Below are 19,881 nucleotides of genomic sequence, written 5' to 3' on the forward strand. Positions count from 1 at the left end.
ACAGCTACGCATTGAGGCATTCGCGGCCCGAGGCGAAGAATCCGCGCGAAGCGACCGGCATTCCGAGCCGGCGATTCCTGGCCAATCTCTTCCAAGGCGTTCACTGCAAGGAGCACGTGTCATGCGCCACTCCCATCGTTCTGCGTCGCTGCAGCATGGAGGCGCACGCAAGCGCCAATGGCTGTTGCTGGTCTGCGCGCTGCTGCTGGCACCGTTGCAGTTGCCGGCGCAGGACAATCCGCTTCCCATCGTCCCTGAGGGCACCATTACCAACAGGTTGCCCACGTGCTGGGGATGGTATTGCGGCAGCACCATGGTGGCGATGCACGGAAGTGCTGCGGTCTACGACGGAGGTATGGGCATCCTCGAGTTGTTCACGCGTGTTGCGCCGGATACCTGGAGCGTAACCAAAGCCCTCGTGAATCCGGATTACCCGGCTCCGCCGGAGCTGCGGCCCGGCGCGCCGGTTCAGGACTTCGGTGCGCCAGTGGCATTGGATCAACGGGTCATGCTGATCAGCGGCGGTAGTCCATCGCACCCCAATGCAATCTATGTGTTCACACGACCGGGGCGCACCTGGACGCATACACAAACCATCGATCTGCCCAAGCCCGATGGCTACTACCGCGTCACGGTGGTCGACATTGCGCTTCATGAGAACACCGCGATTGTTCTCGTGCGCTATCACAACTCCGTGAGGGCTTTCAAAGAGGTTCATTGGTACACGCGCACAACGGGTCAGCCCTTCGTCTACCAGGGAATGATCACGCCAGCGCTTGGCAATCGGCTGGCGCTGCAGAAGAGCACTGCGTTGATGGTCGATCCGCGTGCGGACGGCGATCGCGGCGCGGCGTATGTTTTCCAGCGCACCGGTTCGCAGTGGACGCAAACGCAGAAGCTCACGGGATCCGGGACCGCGCCGTTCGATGGTTTCGGCCTTGCCGCGGCTTTCGATCAGGACACGATCGTCATCTCGGCGCCGGATCAGCCGAATGCTTCCGACGAGCGGCTGCCGGGCGCCGTGTACACCTTCGTTCGCAACAGTGGGGTGTGGGTCGAGGACAGCGTGCTGCGTCATGAGCCGGTGAGCGATCCCGAGTTCTCGAAGTTCGTTCGCTACGGGCAGGACGTAGCGTTGTCCGGCGCCCGGTTGCTGGTGGACTCCGGCAGGTCGGCAGGTTTCCCGAGCGACATGCAGGCCGTCGTACTCTACGAGCGCAGCAACCTCCAATGGCAGGCGCGGGCGCAGCTCGGATGCCAGAACATCATTGACGTCATGATTGCCGGCGACGCTGCTTTCATCACCCACTACGACCCGATCCGGCCGACGCCGAACGTTACGGCGTATCTGCTGCCTCCGCTGGGCACTGCGCCGCCGCCGGCGATATCGACTTGCCAATCGATTGCGGGGTTCGCGCCGCCTTAGTCCGTCCATGGCGCAAGGCTCTCGCCGGCTCTGTACGATGAGCCGGCGAGAAGCGCACAATCGACGCCGGGCACAGGCAGGAGAACAAGAATGAACGATGCCAATCCCTATCAGCCGCCGCAGAGTGAAGTCCGGGACACCGAGGAGCTGCGTGAGCTCGTCGAGGCCAGTCGTGGACGAAGATTCGGAACCTTCATCGTCGACTACATCGGTGCATTGATCGTGGTCTTCGTCGTGAGTTTCGGGATGGTCCTGGTCATGGGGGACCGCTGGATCGTAATGATCAACAGCACCCTGGTGAGCTACCTGCTCGGCATGGGCGTGATGATCCTCTACTACGTCGGCTTCGAGGCCATGTGGGGGCGGACACCGGGAAAATTCGTGTTCGGCACGGTCGTAGTGAATGAGGAGGGCGGCCCTCCATCGTTTGGGCAAGTCATCGGCAGGACGCTGTGTCGTTTCATTCCGTTCGAGGGCTTCTCGATGCTCGCCGGTCGCGGCTGGCACGACAGCATCCCCAGGACCTACGTCATCATGGCTCGCTGATCGTTCTGCGATCGACACATATGTATGTGGCGTCGCTGATCGCGGCAGCCGTTCTTGTTACATAAGCAGTGCTCCGCCGACAATCAACGCTCGACGCGCCTACGCTGGTTGCCTAAGCTACGCGCACGCACTGAAGAGGCCGATCGAGCCTCACCGAAGGAAGAATTCCAATGAAGAAGGCCATCCAGAGTCTGGCGTTCCTGTTGCTCGCCGGTATGGCAGTGAGCGCGAATGCCGTGCAGATCAGGATCGATTTCACCGGAACGGTGTATTCGTCCTACAGATTCGGCGATGACGGAGTCGCAGTTCTCGAGCCGCTCTACATGGGCCAGTCTGTCGTTGGCTGGATGCTGATTGAGACAGAGGGATTGGATCGGACCGAGTGGGGTAGTGCAACAGCCGACTACCTGGGGTTTTCTGATGGCCCGGACGCTCCCGATCTGATCACGAGCTCGCTGATGATCGGTGGAACGAATGTGGATATTGGTGCCTACAGCGAGAATGGGGGTGGCATTCAGTACACGGACTCCAAAGGCCCCATCTCCCTGGAGGGTGGGGGCACACTCATGACGCACGATCAGTTCAGCTTCGACGATGCGTCGGGCGAAGAGATTGTCGATTCCGCGACGGGCGCGAGTACCTATTATGGGCGTTCCCTGTACCTTGGTTCGGCTGCGATTCCGGAGGACCCGTTCGATCTGTCCGATAGTCAGGCGTACATCGATCTCTCTCAGAACCTCGATGCCCTCAGTTCTGTCTACCTGCCGTTGCAAACCGAGAGCTATCGGGGCCTGTACGGCGGGTACGCCGACGCCTGCTACGGCAGTGGCTGCGCGACTGGAGATCTGTCGCTTGCCTTCGAGATCAGCTCGATGGTTCGCCAGGTCATCGGCGTTCCCGAACCCAGCACACTTCCGTTGATGGGTATTGCCGCCTTCGCGCTCCTGGCAGTGCGTCGTCGCCGCAGTCTCACGGATCGCTGACTCGCGGCGGCAGCGTCCAGAGCTCTGGCAGTTCATGATCGAAGCTGACCATGACGTTCATGGTCTGAATCGCGATGGGCCCGGACAGCAGCACATCGACGGACACCAGGCCCTCATAGGTGAACAACTGCGCCACGGGCGCCCAGACGCCTCGACGCTCATACAGATAAGCACGCGACAAACTGCTGTCGCTCAGATTCCAGCTCGCGACCAGCCGATCCTCCGACACCGCGATGCTTTCGCCGAAACTGGATTCGCTCTCGTCCGGTGCGGGTTCATCCATCTCTTCCGGCTTCACCAGGAGTTGCACCTGCGCCCAGGTAGAGGCGGTGCGTCTCAGCACGTAAGCCGCGCCGGGATGCAACGGTCGATCGAAGTTCGGTCGCTGCGGTGCGCCTGCCACGATCGTGTTTCCAGAGATGTCGATGGATGTCCCGAAACGCGCGCCCGGACTGCTGTCGGCCGCAGTCAATTGACGGCGTAGTGTCCAACCGCTCGAGCCGCGCTCGTACAGCAGCACGCGCCCACTCTCCTGGTTTGCGAGTGGGTCCGCCACCAGCAGCGTGCTTCCTTCGAGAGCGAGAGTGCAGCGGTTCCTCGCTTGCGGAGCAACGGGCGGAATGATCTGAGCTTGCCGCTGGAAGCGGCCGCTGGCCTGGAGCGCATAGAGATCGATCTGTGTTTGTATACGAGCGGTTGCCGTGTCGCGCTGGATGCTGCAGATCGCCGCAGTCCGCTGGTGCACTTGAACGCTCGCGATGATGGTCTCGTTGAATCCGGCAGCGCGGGGCAGCGCGAGAACCTGCGTATGTGTCCACGTCGTGCCGGAGCGCTGCCACACGTAGATCACCGGCACGAAGTTGTAGACGCGGCTGGTTCCGGTCAGCAGCAGGACATCGCCGGAGACCGCGGCAGGCACATTCATGCGCGTCGGATACTGAGTGGGAGGCGAGTCAGGATTCCGCAGTTCCTGTTGCAGGTCCCAGCCGCCCGCGGCATTTCGCACCAGCACGCCCGCACCATCGCCGGTCATGATGGCGGTGTTCCCGTCGAGCGCGGTGACGGTCGCGGAACAGAACCGGGAGAAGCAGCCGATCCCTCGATCGAACTCGGTATCGGCAGGGATTTCAGTGACACGCTGCGCTTGCGTCGAACCGGCAGCCAGCAGCGCAAAGGCCGCGACGAATCGCAGCCCGCATAGGCGAGGGGGACGGCGCATGACAACACTCCTTGCAGTGAGACGCCGCGATGGATGGCCAGGTGTCGACGTGAGACGTTCCGCCGGACGTCGCGATCCTTCGCCCCGACCCGTGGCTTGGCAATGCGTAGCACTACTCAAGGGAAAAATCCGACGCGGGAGAATCCGCGTCGGTTCGTGCGGATCATCGAAGCGATGAGTCTGCCCTCGTACCCGATCTGGCCGCGGATCGCGCGAAGCGAATCCGCGGCCGCAGGCCTCAGTACGTTCTCACAAACCGCAACGTGCTGGCGGAGTTGCTATCGGGCGCAACGAGAAGAACCGCGCTCGCGCCATCGGCTGAAACGTCGAGCTGCGTTTCCCGCAGCACAGTGTTCAGCGGCACGCTGAGCCGCATCGAGTTGTCGGCGTTGTAGATCCACAGCGTGTCGGTATCGGTCGGAGTGGCGTTGGTGCGCACGACAGCGTAGAGATCGCCATTCGTTCCCGCTTCGACGGCGCGACCGGCGCCAGGTGTGCCGCCCGTGTTCATCGCCTGAATCATCTCAGCGGTCTGGCGACCGTCAAACAGCATCAACGGCATCTGCAGGTTCGAGGGGCCGAAGTACGGAGAGTTGGCGATCAGGATGCGCTCGCCATCGTTTCGCATCGCGAGGTCTCGCGAGAAGCTGGCGGTACCAGATGGGGTATTGTGGCCACTCGCCGCGACGCTGGCCACCCATCGGATGTCTCCGTCGCCATAGGTGCTCAGAGACCACGTCGCGCAATCGCCCGTGAACGGTGTGAAGTCGCCGTTGATGACACAGAGCTGATCGGGTCGACGGGTCGGCGACAGCGTGTGCTTATCGGCGAACTGCGCCATCGGCGTGGTTGTGATCTGGCTGCCATCGTCCGTGTCGATCACGTGCCCGTTATTGAGAGCGATGACGCCGTGACCGTTCGGCCTCATGTATCCGAGTCTCGTCGCGCTCGACGACAACGACCAGGTGACAATCGGTGCCGCACCGTCAACGAGGCTGACGCGCCGTACGGCGCCGCCATCGAGAACGTACAACCATTCGCCGTCGCTGCTTGCCGCCATCGCGCCGAGCGCAGTGCCGACGGTGCGCGATGTTACGAGACTGCGATCGTGAACGTTGTAGACATCGATGCTTGTACCGCCGTTGTGCGCATAGACGTACGGCCGGACTGGATCCGCGAGAATCTCGACATACGTTGCGGCCGTAGCGGACGACGCGGTGGGCGTCGTTGAACTGACCCAGATAGCTACGCGCAGGGCACCTGTGCGCTCGACGCCGGCATTCGTGGAATCGAGTGACACCGTCGCTTCGTGCAACCCATCCGGCAAGCCTGTGACGTTTGCTGTGACAGTAAGTGGGTCACCGCTCGAGCCGCTCGATGTCACCGATAGCCACGGAGCGTCGTCGCTTGCCGTCCACTCCGCACCTGGCACGTTGTAGCTGTCGAGGATCTCGACCGTGTGTGTCAGCGCCTGCCGACCCGGAAGGCTCAGCAGGGCGACACCGTCCTCGGAGGGGTAGAGGACATGCTCGGATGCGCGTACTGCGATCGGCACTGTGCGCGTGATCGTCTCACCTCGCACCGTAGCCGTGAGGCGCACTGTGCCGGTGTGTTCGCCTCCGCCCAACTGCTCTGGCGCTATAGCCAGCGTGAGTTGCGCCGCGGTTTGTCCCAGCGTGCCGCCGCTGATCGACGCGATGGCGGTATCCGAAGGCGTGAAGTCGACTTCAGCAGTCACTGGATAGCGCAGAGTGCCGGTGTTGAGCGTGACGTTGGTCGTCGTGGTCGGTTGCGACCAACCGAGCGAGCCGTCGATCGTCAGCGACGTTGCGACAATGCTGATCGTCGGCAGCGCGATCTCCAGTTGCACTGTGACAACGACTTCGCGTTCGACTTCCGGATCGGCGAACACCAGCGATGCTGCATGAGTGCCGGCGCCGAGCTGCGACGTGTCGGCCGTGATCGTGATGTTGGCGGGACCAACGCCGCTGGTGCGGCTGACTTGGGCCCAGCTTGCGCTGCTGCTCACCTGCCATGGCGCGTCGAAACCGTTCACGGAAACGACGCCGGTGGGCATCACGGAGCTGCCAAGGACACCGTTGAGAGCCACGGAGTCCTGACCGACCGTCAGCAGTTGCCAGCGCTGCGCATCGCGCGGATAGGCATCGTTCGCATCCGGAACGGAATCGTTGTCATCGTCCTGGTCGCTGTTGTCGCCAACGCCGTCGCTGTCGAAGTCCGTCGTTTCGTAACGGTCCAGCGGAAAACGATCGTCCGCGTCAGCGACGCCGTCGTTGTCGTCATCTGGGTCGTAGAAGTCCGCGACGCCGTCGCGATCGGTGTCGGTGTTGTGAACGTCGAACGGGAACGGATCGCTGTTGTCGGGCAGCCCGTCGTTGTCGTCGTCGTTGTCGGCGTTGTCGCCCATGCCGTCGTTGTCGAAGTCCTTCGTCTCGGTCGGATCGAGAGGGAACCGGTCGTTGGCGTCGGCAACGCCGTCATTGTCATCGTCCGTGTCGGCGTTGTTGCCTTGTCCGTCGCGATCCGTGTCGGCGGACTCGTTCGGGTTGTTGGGGAACGCATCGAGACCGTTGAACACGCCGTCGCCATCGCTGTCCTGTCCCGTGGCGTTGGTGAGCCGCAGCGTCTGTCCCGCTTCCAGTCGTTGCACGATGCCAAGATCCCGCACGAACCAGAACGTGACGTTGAAAGGCAGTGAAATGCTCTGCCCCTGGACGGTGGTCGAGAAGTTCAGATTGACCGCCACACGGCGCGCATCGAACTGACCAAGTGCGGTCGTTATCTTTTCCGTGCCCGCATAGTTCACCGTGCCCGAGACATTCAGGTTCTGGGTGCCATACGTCGGCGTGATCGTCACCTTGCCGCTGCCGCTGACGGATTCGGTGCGCGGTCCTGTTTCGTCTGTTCGAAGGAACGTCACCGGCGCATCGAGCACAGCGTCGACAGTGAACTGCCCAGCTCCGCTGACGAAGACCTGCGGGGAATAGAAACCAAGGAAGCCGACCGACGTCGGCGTGCTCACGAAATATTCCTTGCCGCCTGTCGGATAGCGCAACGGTGCAACGAACACGGAGTTGCGTTGTGCAGTCGCTTCGAACGCCGTGGCCGACGGATTGCTGTTGTAGTAGAGCTGGACACTGGAGCCCGTGGGCAGCCAGGGATTGGGATCGGGCGCAACCGGATCAGGTCGGCCGCCGTCGTCGTTGTCGCCACCACTACCGCCGCCGCACGCAGCCAGCGCAAGACACGCCAGCACCAGCCAGCTGTGCCGGATAATCGACGTCTTCATCTGAACTCCCCGCGTGTCCCTCGAGGACAACGCGCCCATGTCCACTCTTCAGAATTCTGGTGTATTTACGCGTCGAAGCGCGTTTCGCCGCCGTTGATAGCAAACGCGATCGTGCAATTCAACCGCTTAACAAAGTCGGACATAACATCAGGCCGCCGGCGCCCGCTCACTGACGCTCGCCAGGAGCCCTGGGACCTGATCCGGAAGGCGGGTGGGATCTGGAATCGCGAACATCGACCCGAGGTATTGCCGATGAGTGAGATCTTCAGCTGCGCGCTTCAGGTGGGATGGGAGCACCTCGATTCGAACGCCCACATGGCCAACACGGCGTATCTCGATCTTGCCGTCAACGTCCGCATGCGGTTCTTTCAGGCAAGCGACTTCTCTCTGCAGGAATTCGAACGCCTGCGGATCGGCCCGGTCGTACGTCGGGACGAGATCGACTACTACCGTGAGTTCCGTCTTCTGGATGCCATCAACGCGACGCTCGCGCTCGACGGGCTCAGCGATGACGCGTCACACTTTCGTTTGCGCAACGAGTTCTTTCGGGCGGATGGACGGCTGGCGGCACGCGTCACCATCAGCGGGGGATGGCTCGATCTCAATCTGCGCAAGCTGACGACACCGCCCGAAGGAATCGTTCGGGCATACGCGTCACTCGCCCGCACCGAGGGTTTCGAGGTGCTGAAGTCGAGCCTCAAACAATGAGGTAAGTCGGCAGGGTCGCGATGCCGGATCTACTTGGGCTTCTTGCCCATGCGTCGCAGGTTCAGGCGTTCGACCATCTCTTCGAGTTGCAATGCCACTTCGGCGTGCGCGCCCGGGCGCAAACCTGTGATCTTGTTCACCCCTTGCGAAATCACGTACTGCTGCCAGGCAGCGCTGCTGCCGTCGGGCGCGGCCGCTTCGCAGATCAACTCGACCCGAAAAGGCAGTTCGACGAAAGCCTGAGCGCCGAACCGGCTCATAGCTGCTCCATTGCGCCGCGTGCCCGGCGTTGTTGTTCATCCCTGATCTGGTCGAGCGTCAACGAGGTCTGTTGCGCAATCAAAGCCAGCAACGGGTGGGATGCGCTGCGCGGCAACACAAGCATGTGCAATCTCTCCCAGAGCGCGATCCGGTCTTCCGGGGGGCTGCTGGGCGAGGACTGGCGCTGGAGTAGTTGTGCACGCTCTTCGGCGCGCCTTTCCGCTGCGCGTATTGCCTGCGCGCGGGGATCTCCGTTCAAGGTATCGGTCATAGGTGAGGACCGTTCTGGTAGTGTCGACATGTCAGGACGTTGCGACTGCGCACGCGGAATGCGGTGCGCAGTCGCTCTCGGCCTTACCAGCGACGCGGGCCGCCGCCGCCACCACCGCCGCCGCCACGTGGCTTGTCCTGCGCTTCGTTGATCTTCAGCGGACGACCATCCATGTCTTGCCCGTTGAGGCTCTGAATGGCGCGTGCAGCATCCGCGCGTGGCATTTCGACAAAGCCGAAGCCGCGTGGCCGACCGGTTTCACGATCGTTGATCAGTGCGACCGAATCGACGGTGCCATGTTGTGCGAACAGCGCGCGAACGCTGTCTTCCGTTGCGCTGAACGGGAGATTCCCTACGTAGATCTTGCTCATTGGATACTCACAAAGTAGAAGCGCGATCCTTCAAGCCAAAGGAACACGCACGGACATGACAGCGGACAACCCGCGGTCTCCAGGTTCGAGAACGATTCGGTTTAGGTTGAGTGGCCGGAGAGACGCCGGATTGGCGCGGGCCAGGCGAGATAAAGAGAAAGGTTACGAGCCGGGAGGCACTATACATGCCGGGAGCCGGCCCTGCCCGCCTTTTATCCCCCGGCCGCGAATGAGCCGATTCCGGCTGCGCGGTCCGCTATCGCTTGTACCCCGCCAGAGCAGCATCATCGAGTCCGACGCGCGTGAGCAGAACGTCATAGCGGGGATCCTGCCGGATCGCTTCCAGGCGAGGATCGTTGCGCAGGAAAATGAGACAGTTCGATCGTTTCTCGACAGCTTCGCCCAACAGGGAAAGTGCGCGATTCCGGTCGTCGATGCTGAGATATGCCGCGGCGGATTCATAAGGGCAGGTGTACGTGCCCGCGTTCGCGGCCTTTTCGAGCAGCGGCAGTACTTTCTCTTTCTGCCCGGCATATCCGTACGCTTGCGCCAGCATGATCAGCCCAACAGGCGACCCGTCGAGCTCGGCGCCCCGTTCTGCGAGCTTCACTGCGCGCTCATAGTCGCCGGCGATGTAGGCGCCCACGCCCGCGCCCGAATACATCACGCCGACATCCGGATGCTGCCTGATCTTTTCATCGATCCAGGCCCGGGCGGCCTCGCTTTCTCCGACAGTGAACAGGGCCCAGTTGCCCCAGTCCGCCAGTTCAGTGCTGAGCGGATCGAGCCGGTTGGCGGCGGCCAACGCCTGCTTCACTTTCTCTGCTTCGCCCAGCCCGGAGTAGTAGAGCGCGAAACCCAGTTCTGTCTGTGCCAGCGTCGGGTCGGCGCGCTTCGCCTTGTTCAAAGCGATCCACGCATCCTTCCAGCGCCACGCCATCACATAGGTCAGGCCGAGAGAAGACCACGCTTCGGCCGAGTCGGGACGCAGTTGCTGCGCTTCCGCGAGCGACTTGACCACTGCTGGCAGCATGCTCACCGGCGGCTCGAAATATGCGAACAGTTGCCGGTAGGCATCACTCCGCGCGATGTATGCGTCGAAGAACGACGGATCGAGCGCGATTGCCTGATTGAAAAGCTCTATTGCACGCGGCAACGATTCGCGACTCAGCAGCTCGAGCTCGTGTCGCCCTGAGACGTACAGTTCATAGGCATTGAGATTCGCGGTGGGAAATTCGTCGAGTGCCCGGCGCTCCTCTTCGCGGATTGCGACTTGCAGCGAGTGCGACACCGCCGCGGCGATTTCGGACTGCATCGCGAAGAGGTTCGTGTCGTCGGTGCGGCCTTCGTAGTCCTTGTCCCAGACCAGCCGGCCTTCCTTGAGATCTTCGAGCTCCGCGGTGATACGCAACGTGTTGCTGCCGGAAATGCTCACCACGCCGTCCAGCACGTATCGCACATCGGGCAGCTGGCTGCGGATGTGCTCGTGCGTCTTGTTGTCCTTGAAGGCGAAGGCTGAAGTCGTCGGGACCACTTTGAGCCCGGAGATCTTGCGCAGATTGCGGATCACTTCGCGCGTCACCTGGTCGGCGAAAGGGCGCCATGCTTCGGGCGCGTCCGCGGATACATCGAAGGGCACGACGACCAGATAAGGAACTCCGGCATCAGGCGGCGGCGCGTGTGAAGGAGCGATGCGAGTCCAACCGAACACGGCGACAGCGAGGAGCAGCAGGGCACCCATTGCCACGGGCAGACGCCAGGCTTGCACGGGCTTGCTCGTTTGAGTCGTCGGAGGCGATGGCACCGGCACCGCGACCGGATCGGGGCTCGCCGCGGCGTCCGGGATCTCCTGGACGGGTGCCACGAACTGATAGCCGCGACCGCGGACCGTCAGGATGGTCTTCTGCAGCTCGCCGCTGTCGCCCAGAAGTTTGCGGGCGCTCATGACGTGATTGCTCAGGGTCGCATCCGAGACCTCGCGGCCATCCCAGACCTCCTTGAACAGCTCCTCCCGGGAAAGTACCCGGTCCCGGTGCCGGATCAGGTAGACGAGGAGGTCGAAGACCTTGGGCTCCACGGGAACGGCGGCGCTCCCCGTACTGATCCGATACCGGGCGGTATCGATCACGTAGTCAGCCACCTGGTACTTCATTTCTTGTTGTCACCCCTGCGTCCGCGGCCCTCCCGACGAATCATTATCGAGAGATTGCGGAAAGATTATCCACCGACTATGCAAGGACCGAGCAGTCCCCGGCAACGTCGCTCCCACGAACCACAAGAGGGAGAGTCCCATGCCGACGCCGCTGCAGATCCTGATGGATCCCATTTCGCTGACCCTGCTGGCTCTTTATGGTGCATTGATCCTGCTGGAAGCCTTGTTTCCGGCGCGTCCCTTGCCCAGGGTCAGGGGCTGGATACCTCGTGCCCTGGCAGTCTTCTTCTTCTACTTCCTTCTCTCGTCTTACCTGCCGCTGCTTTGGGGCGACTCGCTTGCCCCGTATCAGCTCTTCAACCTGGAAGCCCTGCATCCCCTCGTCGGGGCGGCGATCGGCGTGCTGATCTACGAGCTGCTGGTTTATGTCTGGCACCGGGCCATGCATCGGAATCACTGGCTCTGGCGTGCCTTCCACCAGATGCATCACAGCGCGGAACGGGTGGACAGCTTCGGTGCCTTCTACTTCAGCCCGCTGGACACCGTCGGCTTCACTTTCATGAGCAGCATCAGCCTGACCATCGTGGGATTGAGCCCGCAGGCGGTGACCTATTTCCTCTATGCCGGGATGTTCCTGGCCGCATTCCAGCACACCAATATCCGCACACCGCAATGGCTGGGCTACATCGTGCAGCGGCCCGAGAGTCACAGCGTTCATCACGCTCGCGGCATTCATCATTACAACTATTCAGACCTGCCGCTGTTCGACATCCTGTTCGGTACCTTCCGCAACCCGAAGGATTTCTCCGCGGAGAGCGGATTCTACGAAGGAGCCTCGGCCAAGCTGCCGCAGATGCTCGTGTTCAAGGACATCGCGAGCAGCGACTACGACCCGTCGATGAAGCTCGACCAGCAGGGAGCGACACATGGATAAGCGCGATCGCGCCCTTGGCATGGACGCCAGCATCACACGCAGGGATTTCATCGATGGCGTGGCGCAGATCGTCGGCAGCGCCGCAGCGTTGTCTGTCGCAGGGTTCGCACCGGCGACAGCCAGCGCTGCGACAACCGAGGCTGCTTCTCTTCCGGGTTCCGACTATCCGCCGATGCGTCAGGGCATGCGCGGATTCGAAGATGCGGCGATGAATGTGGGTCATGCGCTTCGCGATGGGGGGCTCTTCGAAACCAGCACTGACACCGGCGAGGTCTACGACCTCGTCGTGGTCGGCTCCGGTATGGCGGGACTGTCGGCCGCGTATTTCTATCGCAAGCAGATTCCCGGCGCGAAGATTCTCGTGCTGGATGGATGCGACGATTTCGGCGGCCACGCGCGTCGCGTCGAGTTCAACGTCGACGGCAAGCAGCTGCTCATCTGCGGCGGGACGGAGGAGATCTGGAATCCAAATACGTTCTCACCCGAATCATTGCAGATGCTGAAGGACATCGGCATCGATCGCGAGCGCTATGCCCGGCACATGCAGGCCAACGAAGACCCGATCGAGAAGCTCGGTCTGGGCGGATCCGGCCTGTTCTTCGACAAAGAAACTTTCGGTGCCGATCGGCTCGTTACCAAGCGGCCGCCGACGCGAGGAACTTCGGCGGCACAATGGCGCGAGTATTTCGACAGGACGCCGATGTCGGAGAATCTCAAGGTCGGCTTCATCAAGCTCTACACCGACAAGACCGACTACATGGCGGGCCTGTCGGTCGCGGAGAAGATCCAGCGGCTGAAGAAGATGAGCTATGCGGATTACCTGAGCAACGTCGCGCGGATCCATCCCGAAACAGTTGCGTTCCAGGTGCGCAACGGCAGTGGCGACAGCGACAACCAGGCGGCGGGACCGGAGACCTACAGCGCCTGGTACGCATGGCGCAAGAACCAGCGCGGCTTCGACGGACTGGGGCTTCCGCAAGCGAACCAGCTTTCGAACCTGACCAACGATCCCGGCCAGAACATCGTGTTCCCCGACGGGAACGCTGGCGTCGCGCGCTTGCTGATCCGCTCGATGATTCCAGCGTCGCTGCCGGGCAGCACTGCGGAAGACTCCATTCCCGCACGCTTCCGCTACGACAAACTCGACCTGCCTGAGAACGATGTCCGCGTTCGTCTTTCGAGCATGGTCGCTCGCGTCAGGCACCTGGGCGATCCCTTGACGGCGAAGGAAGTCGAGGTCACATACATCCGCGACGGACAATCGTATCGAGTACGCGCGAACGCCACAGTGATGGCGTGCTTCAATACGATGATCCCGCATCTCGTGCCGGAGCTGCCGGAAATCCAGAAAGCTGCGCTGCGCATGGCGGTGCGCAAGCCGCTGGTGCGAACGTTCGTCGCGATCCGCGACTGGTCGGCTTTCCAGAAAGTGGGTGTCAGTGAAATTTCGTGTCCGGGCATGTTCCATCAATACATCAAGCCGTGGACCCGGCCCGAGTGGGGCGGTGCTTACAGGAACGCCAGGAATCCGAACGATCCCGTCATCGTCTATATGAGACTAGCCACCAGCATGCTCGAGATGCACGGCTCAGGACTGCCGCCGCGAGAGCAGTGGAGGGCTGCACGGGCAAAGCTGCAGGCGATCAGTTTCGAAACGATGGAACGCAACGTCCGCTCGCAACTCGATCGCGTGCTGGGGCCCGGCGGCTTCAATGCGCGGCGGGACATCGCCGGCATCACGGTGTGTCGATGGAGCCACGGCTACGCCGGCGGTTCGAACGAGCTCTACGACCCGGACTGGTCGCACCGCACCGATGCTCCGTGGGTCGTCGGCCGCCAGCGCTTCGGCCGCATCGCCATCTCGAACTCGGATGCGGCTGCCACTTCGCTCACCAGTGCGGCGTTCGCGCAGAGCCATCGCGCGGTCATGGAAATCGTCAATGACGTCGTGCGGCCCGTTTACGATTTTCGGTGGTCGGAGCGGGATACGGCGGGCGAGCCGGGAGTCACGGGTCGACTCGCTACGTGAACGCAAAGCGGAGGCATCCGCGATAGCATGGGGCCCGGCGTGTCTTCAGTCGCTGGGTTCACTTCAATGTATTCGCACATCATGCTCGGCGTTCAGGATTTCGATCGCGCGGTGGCGTTCTATCGCGCGCTGATGCCGGTGCTGGAAATCCAGGAACGTTTCTGCGATCGGGCTCGTCCATGGGCGGGCTGGCAATCTCGTCCGGATCCGCGTCCGCTGTTCCTGATCGGTAAGCCCTACGATCGTCAGCCGCATGAGGCAGGCAACGGTCAGATGATCGCGTTCCTTGCGAAGGATCGGGCGACAGTGGATCGCGCGCATTCGACTGCAATCGCGAATGGCGGTACGTCGGAAGGAGCGCCAGGGCTCAGGCCGGAGTATCACGCCAACTACTACGGCGCCTATTTCCGGGACACTGAAGGCAACAAGCTGTGCGTCGCGTGTCATTCACCGCAGGAGAGTGAGAAGTGATCGTCGGCGGATGTCTCTGCGGCGCAGTGCGCTACGAGTACGAGGGAGAGATCGGCGAGATCTCGATGTGCCACTGTTCCATGTGCCGCAAGGCTCAGGGCTCGGCGTACGTCGCTGTGAGTCCGATCGATGCGACGAAGTTCAGGGTCACCGAAGGACAGGAAGCGCTGAAGGAATTCCGGGCTGTCCCGTACAAAGCTCGGGTTTTTTGCTCGAACTGCGGCAGCCCCATCTACAGCGCGAGGGATGATCTTCCGGATGTGAAGCGGCTTCGCATCGGTACCGTCGAAACTGCCTTCGCGTGCAAAAACGCGTACCACATCTACGTGGATTCGAAGGCGTCGTGGGAGGTGATCACGGATGATCTCCCGAAGTATCCGGGCTTGCGCGCGTAATCGACGAAGCGGCAAGCCGATCGGCGTTGGATCGCTTTGCTGCTACGGTCATTCCAAGGGGTCGCGCGATCTTCCGGCCAGCACCACTTTGACGACGCGCCCGATGATGTCTTCCTCGGGGACGTAACCAACCTCGGGGAAGCGGCTGTCGCGCGAATTGTCGCGGTTGTCCCCCATCGTGAAGTAGTGTCCCGGCGGCACCGTACCAACGAAGTCCAGCGATGGACGCTCGGGTAGCCACGCGATCGACACTTCTTCGCCATCGAGGATTTCGACCGCGTGCCGGTATCTTCCGACCCGATTGCCCGGTGTCACCGGCACCTTGACACTATTGATGAGCAGCTCCGTTCCGTTTGCGACGATCCGATCGCCCGGCAGGCCGATGATGCGCTTCAGGTACGCCGTCTCGCCATCGCGCAGATAGAACACGATGATGTCGCCCCGTTTGGGTGTTGCCGTGACGGAGAGTTTCCCGAGGCGGAATGGAATGGCATGCGCAAAGCCACGCTTGTCGACGAGCACTATGGAGCCCGCCGGAAGGGTCGGATACATCGCTGCCGACGGTGTTCGGAAAGGTTCGTAGATGAACAGGCGTGCGATCACCAATGCGGTGAAAACGATGCTGCCGATCCAGGCGATCGAAAGACCGATGATCCGTCTCGTGCGTCGTGCCTGTGGCTTGCTGTCCGATGCTGTTGTCATTCGTGGTCCCCCCGTCGATCAACTCTCAGGATCTGCCTGTGGTTTGTGCCTGGCTTCAGCATCCTGCAACAGGATAAGTCCCCGGGGCTCATGGTGCCGTGCTAAAAGGGACCATGCCCGACAGATCAGAATCGATAGCCAAGCACGCGGCGCTGCGATTCGTAGTGGTCAGCGACATCCCGGCGGATCACAAGCGTGTGCTGATCAGCGTGCTGACACAGGCGCTTCGGGATGATGATGCCGCCGAGCTCCGCGTGAAGAGTGACGCACAGGCCCGACCACCGTGGGCCCCCGAAGACGTCGTTCAACTGCAGTCTCTGCTGGAGCAAAAAGTCGCACGCAGCTGGCAGCACGCAGATGAGATTCTGATGGGCGTTGCAGCGCAGCTGCATCGGGAGCCTCGCGACGTACGCTCGAAGGCAACGCAGCTTGGCCTCGGCCGCGCTGTGGACTATGCCGTGGCGAAAGCCGAGATCGTGGCGAGCGACTAGCAAGGAGCCATTTCATCAGCGGCCATTTGTGCGGGCGCGTACAGATCGCACTCCGGCAAGTGTCGTAGTCCCAGGAGCGAGGACACGGGTCGGGATATCCGTGTCGCTGAAGTGGATGCGACACAGGAGGGCGGCTAGCCGCCTGATTCCGCCGTCACCCCGTTGCGCGTGAAGGCGAATCGCAGCACCACAGTCCGCTGCTCCTTCGTCGGCGCTGCCGCGAACGTCCATTTTCTCGATGCGTCCACGGCGAGCCGCTCGAAGTACCGGCTGGGGCCGGAGTCCACGGGGGTGACGGTGACGACCGTGCCCAGTGGATCGACGGCCGCCCGAACCGACACCCTTACTGTGCCCCGTATCGTCTCCAGAGCGCTTCGCGGAACATCCGGCATCACTTCGTCAATCGGTGACGGCGATGCGTTCTCTACATCTCTCGCCGGTAACTGCGTCTGGTGAGCCTGTATTGATCGCGGCTCGATCGATGTCGCGACGGTGGGCGACGCTTTCTCGGCCGAGGCCGCGGGCGCCTGCACGGCACGAACAACGGGTGAGACATCGCTCGGATCGGATCTCGACGCCGATAGTGGGGACTTCAAATCCCGCGCTTCTTCACTCCTGAACACTCTGATTCCGGCCCAACCCAGCGCCAGCAGCGCCACAGCGCTGATCGCGAGCGCAGCGGTGCGTTTCCTCGCCAGCGACCGTCGGTCGCGAGTCGGCGAGGGCGGTTCGGGAATGATTTCGGCGCGTATCACCAGCCGGTAGGTAGGCGGCGCGTCTGGTCGCGACCCGGTCTGCGCGTCCGGTACCGCATCTGACTCTTTCATCGTTCCCACCCATCGTCAGCAGGATCCCGAGACAACTCGCCCATCCTCAGCATGTGTGCGCCAGCGTCGATTGTCCTGATTCAAATGCACAAGCTGGAGCAACTCAATGAGCCGCGTAATGAACATCGATCCCGAGATCCAGGTCAGCGATCTCCTGACGACTCGGGCTTTCCTGCCGCAGGGTCAGCAGTCGCAGGATGTCGTTGCGGAGCTCGCGGCATTCAATGAACTGTCCGCGGTGCTTGCGAGTGATCCGACGCGCGCGATCTGATGACCCTCAGAATTCATCGTCCGGCACCGCCGCTTGCGTGAATGCGGCGCGTAGCGTAGCGCAGCACATTGGCCAGAGCGACGGCAATCACTGCGCCGAAGAACGAAACCAGCACACCACCCGTGCTCAAACTGCCCTGATTCATGGTTGCAACTCCCAGCAGGGGCGTCAGAAACCAGCCACTGAAGACGGCACCCACGATACCGATGGCAACGTCGAGAAAGATTCGCTCCTGGCTGTCGATCCGCAGGGCGATACTCGCCAGCCATCCGACCAGTCCGCCGATTAGCAGCCATGTGATCACGTTCATGATGCAGCCCTCGAGTTCGTTGCGAGATCGCGACATTTGAGCGTACGCGCGGACAGAGTAGCGTCGGTGCGCAGGCGCACATATGTCCGAGTGGCGCTGTAAGCGCGGCAACGCACTGATGCCGCGCCACTTGGCAGCTATCTTGCAGTCCACCAGATGCGTTGAAGTGGTTGTTCGGAATGTGACTGCGTCTGCCTGGAAACGCGTCAGAGAGGCATGTATGAGCCGTTCAGGAGCAGGTCCCAAAGGACCTCGACGTCAACGATTCCATGGGCCATGGAGCGCCAATCCGTGGTTCAACCCTCGGAACATCGGACCCAGACAGTATGAGCAGGTGGACAGGCCGCGCGGCCCGGCTCCCCTGGCGTCGCTCCCGCAAACCGCAGGTGCTGCGGAAGCGATCGAATCGGACCGCGACCACGTGCGGAGGCGAAGGGACAGGCGGGAGCAATGTCGTGCATTGAGCGCATGGGATGAGGAGGGTGGGAGATGACGCCTCCGGTCAAAGCCAATGCTGTGTTGTCGTGTTGGACAGCTCACGTGCAGGCGCGGACTAGCTGAGCTTCGCCAGCAGCGCCTGAAAACGCGGATCGTCGCGCAGGCTGTTGTAGTCGGGGTCGTGTTCGATCCAGTCACGCTTGCCCCAGCCCCGCCCGAACGCGTGCTCCAGGTGAGTGAGCGCTTCTTCTTTGCGGCCGATCTTCAGCATCAGACAGGCTGCATTGATGAGTGAGCTCATGTCATCCGGGTACAGCTCGAGTGCGCGCTGCGCCCACTCGATTGCCCGCGCGATCTGGCCGTCGAAATGCAGAGCGCCGGAACCCAGCGAAAGGACCCGACCGTCCACCGGATTGAGCGCGAGCAAGCGCTCTGCGCGGACGATGCCTGCGCGATTCGCCTCATTCGCTTCGCTGGTTCGCCTCAGGATGAACAGCGATTGCGCGTATAGCATCTGGCTCTGGAAATCCTCAGGCCGTACGCGCGCCGCCGAACCAAACAGGTCGGCCGATTGCTCTACAGCGCCGCGGGCGAAGGCCGTCCGGCCATAGTAGTAGTAAGCATCGTAGAGATAGGGATTGATGCGAATCGCAGCCTCGAAGTGCACAGCCGACTCGTCATAGCGGCGATGCTGCGAAAGAGCGATGCCGCGTGCGACATGCGCGTCCGCCAGTTCCGGTGCGAGCTGCATCGCCGTCTCGCTGGCGCGGTCAGCACGGTCCAGATCTTCTGTGCGCGAACCCCACCACTCATAGAGCAACGCATGAACCGTGGCCAGCCCGGCCCACGCGGGTGCGTAGGTGCGGTCGAGTTCGATGGCACGTTCGAACATTTCGCGACTGTGTTCGAGATCGGGCTGACGCATGCGATGCAGGCTTTGTCGCCCGCGCAGGAAGTATTCGTAGGGCTGGGCACTCGTTGCCGGTCGGCGCAGGGCCTGGCGTTCGCGACTGGAGAGATCGCCGCCGCGCAAGGTCGTCGCGACGCTGGCTGCGATCTCGTCCTGGATCGCAAAGACATCGACGACTTCGCGCTCGAATCGCTGCGACCACTGCTGATAGCCGGTCACGACATCGACGAGCTGTACAGTGATGCGCACCCGATCGCCCGCCTTGCGAACGCTGCCTTCCACGATCGCGTCGACTCCCAGCCGGCGGCCCGCTTCGCGCAGATCGACGCCAGCCGTGCGAAATTGAAACGACAAGCTGCGTGCAGCGACTCGCAGGCCTTCGACCTGTGTCAGTGCGTCGATCAGTTCCTCGGCAAGGCCCTCGCAGAAGTAATCCTGGTCGCGACCCGGGCTCATGTCGGTGAATGGCAGAACGGCAATGGCGGTCATTGCCCGCTTTTCAGGAGCGGCATTGTGTTCGGCCGGCATCGCGACGGTTGCGACGAATCGATAGCCGGATCGATGGCGCGTCTCGATGAAGTCGGGCTCGCGTGCGTCGTCCTTCAGCGCCTTGCGCAGTTCCTGAATACAGGTGACCAATGCGTCGTCGCTGACGATCGTGCTGCCCCACACGGACGAGAACAGCTCCTGCTTGGTTACGGGCTGACCAGCACGCTGCACCAGCACGCCGAGCACGGCCGCCGACTTGGGGGTCAGCCGAATCTCGCTTTCACCCGACCACAGTCGCGCGGACTGCGGATCGAAACGATAGGGGCCGAATGTGACTGCGTCGTTCATGACTCTCGATTCCCGGGGA

The 19,881-nt window shown here is 62.2% G+C and carries 20 protein-coding genes; 10 read left to right on the plus strand and 10 right to left on the minus strand.

The window, feature by feature from the left end; genetic code table 11:
- Window positions 1-121 precede the first annotated feature (121 nt).
- From HNQ60_RS25795 to HNQ60_RS25805, 3 genes are all read left to right on the plus strand, one after another.
- The gene (locus HNQ60_RS25795) at window positions 122-1,426 is read left to right on the plus strand and encodes an FG-GAP repeat protein (RefSeq protein ID WP_184335682.1); all 1,305 of its coding nucleotides are present in this window, start codon (window positions 122-124) and stop codon (window positions 1,424-1,426) included.
- 90 nt (window positions 1,427-1,516) lie between these two features.
- The gene (locus HNQ60_RS25800; RefSeq protein ID WP_184335683.1) at window positions 1,517-1,972 is read left to right on the plus strand and encodes an RDD family protein; all 456 of its coding nucleotides are present in this window, start codon (window positions 1,517-1,519) and stop codon (window positions 1,970-1,972) included.
- 170 nt (window positions 1,973-2,142) lie between these two features.
- Entirely contained in the window at window positions 2,143-2,955 is an 813-nt protein-coding gene (locus tag HNQ60_RS25805) for a PEP-CTERM sorting domain-containing protein (RefSeq protein WP_184335684.1), read from the plus strand.
- Here HNQ60_RS25805 and HNQ60_RS25810 read toward each other — a convergent pair.
- The gene (locus HNQ60_RS25810; protein WP_184335685.1) at window positions 2,942-4,174 is read right to left on the minus strand and encodes an FG-GAP repeat protein; all 1,233 of its coding nucleotides are present in this window, start codon (window positions 4,172-4,174) and stop codon (window positions 2,942-2,944) included. The genes HNQ60_RS25805 and HNQ60_RS25810 overlap by 14 nt on opposite strands.
- A 238-nt stretch (window positions 4,175-4,412) precedes the next feature.
- Window positions 4,413-7,484: a thrombospondin type 3 repeat-containing protein gene (locus HNQ60_RS25815; RefSeq protein WP_184335686.1), complete on the minus strand. Its 3,072-nt coding sequence runs from the start codon at window positions 7,482-7,484 to the stop codon at window positions 4,413-4,415.
- Window positions 7,485-7,736: 252 nt separating this feature from the next.
- Here HNQ60_RS25815 and HNQ60_RS25820 point away from each other — a divergent pair, with 252 nt between their 5' ends.
- Window positions 7,737-8,192 (plus strand): thioesterase family protein, encoded by a 456-nt coding sequence (locus HNQ60_RS25820; protein ID WP_184335687.1) that lies wholly within the window; start codon window positions 7,737-7,739, stop codon window positions 8,190-8,192.
- A 29-nt stretch (window positions 8,193-8,221) separates the two neighbouring features.
- On the opposite strand, the gene HNQ60_RS25825 is transcribed toward HNQ60_RS25820, so the two are convergent.
- The 4 genes from HNQ60_RS25825 to HNQ60_RS25840 form a co-directional block, all read right to left on the minus strand.
- Window positions 8,222-8,452, minus strand: coding sequence for a hypothetical protein (locus HNQ60_RS25825; RefSeq protein ID WP_184335688.1), 231 nt, complete (start codon window positions 8,450-8,452; stop codon window positions 8,222-8,224).
- Window positions 8,449-8,724 carry a hypothetical protein gene (locus tag HNQ60_RS25830; RefSeq protein WP_184335689.1) on the minus strand — a complete coding sequence of 92 codons (276 nt, stop codon included), beginning with the start codon at window positions 8,722-8,724 and terminating at the stop codon, window positions 8,449-8,451. The genes HNQ60_RS25825 and HNQ60_RS25830 overlap by 4 nt, the downstream gene beginning before the upstream one ends.
- Before the next feature lie 83 nt (window positions 8,725-8,807).
- Entirely contained in the window at window positions 8,808-9,095 is a 288-nt protein-coding gene (locus HNQ60_RS25835; protein ID WP_184335690.1) for an RNA recognition motif domain-containing protein, read from the minus strand.
- A gap of 256 nt (window positions 9,096-9,351) precedes the next feature.
- Window positions 9,352-11,247, minus strand: a complete 1,896-nt coding sequence (locus tag HNQ60_RS25840; protein ID WP_184335691.1) for a winged helix-turn-helix domain-containing protein — start codon at window positions 11,245-11,247, stop codon at window positions 9,352-9,354.
- Between the two features lie 139 nt (window positions 11,248-11,386).
- Here HNQ60_RS25840 and HNQ60_RS25845 point away from each other — a divergent pair, with 139 nt between their 5' ends.
- From HNQ60_RS25845 to HNQ60_RS25860, 4 genes are all read left to right on the plus strand, one after another.
- A complete protein-coding gene (locus HNQ60_RS25845) occupies window positions 11,387-12,181 on the plus strand; it encodes a sterol desaturase family protein (protein WP_184335692.1) in 795 nt (264 codons plus the stop codon).
- Window positions 12,174-14,210 carry an NAD(P)/FAD-dependent oxidoreductase gene (locus tag HNQ60_RS25850; RefSeq protein ID WP_184335693.1) on the plus strand — a complete coding sequence of 679 codons (2,037 nt, stop codon included), beginning with the start codon at window positions 12,174-12,176 and terminating at the stop codon, window positions 14,208-14,210. Before HNQ60_RS25845 ends, HNQ60_RS25850 begins: the two co-directional genes overlap by 8 nt.
- Window positions 14,211-14,276: 66 nt before the next feature.
- A complete protein-coding gene (locus HNQ60_RS25855; protein WP_184335694.1) occupies window positions 14,277-14,681 on the plus strand; it encodes a VOC family protein in 405 nt (134 codons plus the stop codon).
- The gene (locus HNQ60_RS25860; protein WP_184335695.1) at window positions 14,678-15,076 is read left to right on the plus strand and encodes a GFA family protein; all 399 of its coding nucleotides are present in this window, start codon (window positions 14,678-14,680) and stop codon (window positions 15,074-15,076) included. Before HNQ60_RS25855 ends, HNQ60_RS25860 begins: the two co-directional genes overlap by 4 nt.
- Window positions 15,077-15,124: 48 nt before the next feature.
- On the opposite strand, the gene lepB is transcribed toward HNQ60_RS25860, so the two are convergent.
- A complete protein-coding gene (gene lepB / locus HNQ60_RS25865) occupies window positions 15,125-15,778 on the minus strand; it encodes a signal peptidase I (protein WP_184335696.1) in 654 nt (217 codons plus the stop codon).
- Window positions 15,779-15,891: 113 nt separating this feature from the next.
- On the opposite strand from lepB, the gene HNQ60_RS25870 reads away from it, so the two are divergent.
- Entirely contained in the window at window positions 15,892-16,269 is a 378-nt protein-coding gene (locus tag HNQ60_RS25870; protein WP_184335697.1) for a hypothetical protein, read from the plus strand.
- 134 nt (window positions 16,270-16,403) lie between these two features.
- Here the strand turns inward: HNQ60_RS25870 and HNQ60_RS25875 are convergent, their stop codons facing one another.
- Window positions 16,404-17,096 carry an energy transducer TonB family protein gene (locus tag HNQ60_RS25875; protein ID WP_184335698.1) on the minus strand — a complete coding sequence of 231 codons (693 nt, stop codon included), beginning with the start codon at window positions 17,094-17,096 and terminating at the stop codon, window positions 16,404-16,406.
- Window positions 17,097-17,202: 106 nt separating this feature from the next.
- On the opposite strand from HNQ60_RS25875, the gene HNQ60_RS25880 reads away from it, so the two are divergent.
- Window positions 17,203-17,367 carry a hypothetical protein gene (locus tag HNQ60_RS25880; protein WP_184335699.1) on the plus strand — a complete coding sequence of 55 codons (165 nt, stop codon included), beginning with the start codon at window positions 17,203-17,205 and terminating at the stop codon, window positions 17,365-17,367.
- A gap of 13 nt (window positions 17,368-17,380) precedes the next feature.
- Here the strand turns inward: HNQ60_RS25880 and HNQ60_RS25885 are convergent, their stop codons facing one another.
- A complete protein-coding gene (locus HNQ60_RS25885) occupies window positions 17,381-17,677 on the minus strand; it encodes a GlsB/YeaQ/YmgE family stress response membrane protein (RefSeq protein ID WP_184335700.1) in 297 nt (98 codons plus the stop codon).
- Between the two features lie 553 nt (window positions 17,678-18,230).
- Window positions 18,231-19,862 (minus strand): TPR end-of-group domain-containing protein, encoded by a 1,632-nt coding sequence (locus HNQ60_RS25890; protein WP_184335701.1) that lies wholly within the window; start codon window positions 19,860-19,862, stop codon window positions 18,231-18,233.
- Window positions 19,863-19,881 lie beyond the last annotated feature (19 nt).

The organism is Povalibacter uvarum, from assembly GCF_014202975.1.
GTDB classification, from domain to species: Bacteria; Pseudomonadota; Gammaproteobacteria; order Steroidobacterales; family Steroidobacteraceae; genus Steroidobacter; species Steroidobacter uvarum.

Bases quoted from the DNA above. Each gene is read 5' to 3' on its own strand.
- HNQ60_RS25795 (WP_184335682.1), top strand. From the start codon at position 122: ATGCGCCACTCCCATCGTTCTGCGTCGCTGCAGCATGGAGGCGCACGC.
- HNQ60_RS25800 (WP_184335683.1), top strand. From the start codon at position 1,517: ATGAACGATGCCAATCCCTATCAGCCGCCGCAGAGTGAAGTCCGGGAC.
- HNQ60_RS25805 (WP_184335684.1), top strand. From the start codon at position 2,143: ATGAAGAAGGCCATCCAGAGTCTGGCGTTCCTGTTGCTCGCCGGTATG.
- HNQ60_RS25810 (WP_184335685.1), bottom strand. From the start codon at position 4,174: ATGCGCCGTCCCCCTCGCCTATGCGGGCTGCGATTCGTCGCGGCCTTT.
- HNQ60_RS25815 (WP_184335686.1), bottom strand. From the start codon at position 7,484: ATGAAGACGTCGATTATCCGGCACAGCTGGCTGGTGCTGGCGTGTCTT.
- HNQ60_RS25820 (WP_184335687.1), top strand. From the start codon at position 7,737: ATGAGTGAGATCTTCAGCTGCGCGCTTCAGGTGGGATGGGAGCACCTC.
- HNQ60_RS25825 (WP_184335688.1), bottom strand. From the start codon at position 8,452: ATGAGCCGGTTCGGCGCTCAGGCTTTCGTCGAACTGCCTTTTCGGGTC.
- HNQ60_RS25830 (WP_184335689.1), bottom strand. From the start codon at position 8,724: ATGACCGATACCTTGAACGGAGATCCCCGCGCGCAGGCAATACGCGCA.
- HNQ60_RS25835 (WP_184335690.1), bottom strand. From the start codon at position 9,095: ATGAGCAAGATCTACGTAGGGAATCTCCCGTTCAGCGCAACGGAAGAC.
- HNQ60_RS25840 (WP_184335691.1), bottom strand. From the start codon at position 11,247: ATGAAGTACCAGGTGGCTGACTACGTGATCGATACCGCCCGGTATCGG.
- HNQ60_RS25845 (WP_184335692.1), top strand. From the start codon at position 11,387: ATGCCGACGCCGCTGCAGATCCTGATGGATCCCATTTCGCTGACCCTG.
- HNQ60_RS25850 (WP_184335693.1), top strand. From the start codon at position 12,174: ATGGATAAGCGCGATCGCGCCCTTGGCATGGACGCCAGCATCACACGC.
- HNQ60_RS25855 (WP_184335694.1), top strand. From the start codon at position 14,277: ATGTATTCGCACATCATGCTCGGCGTTCAGGATTTCGATCGCGCGGTG.
- lepB (WP_184335696.1), bottom strand. From the start codon at position 15,778: ATGACAACAGCATCGGACAGCAAGCCACAGGCACGACGCACGAGACGG.
- HNQ60_RS25870 (WP_184335697.1), top strand. From the start codon at position 15,892: ATGCCCGACAGATCAGAATCGATAGCCAAGCACGCGGCGCTGCGATTC.
- HNQ60_RS25875 (WP_184335698.1), bottom strand. From the start codon at position 17,096: ATGAAAGAGTCAGATGCGGTACCGGACGCGCAGACCGGGTCGCGACCA.
- HNQ60_RS25880 (WP_184335699.1), top strand. From the start codon at position 17,203: ATGAGCCGCGTAATGAACATCGATCCCGAGATCCAGGTCAGCGATCTC.
- HNQ60_RS25885 (WP_184335700.1), bottom strand. From the start codon at position 17,677: ATGAACGTGATCACATGGCTGCTAATCGGCGGACTGGTCGGATGGCTG.
- HNQ60_RS25890 (WP_184335701.1), bottom strand. From the start codon at position 19,862: ATGAACGACGCAGTCACATTCGGCCCCTATCGTTTCGATCCGCAGTCC.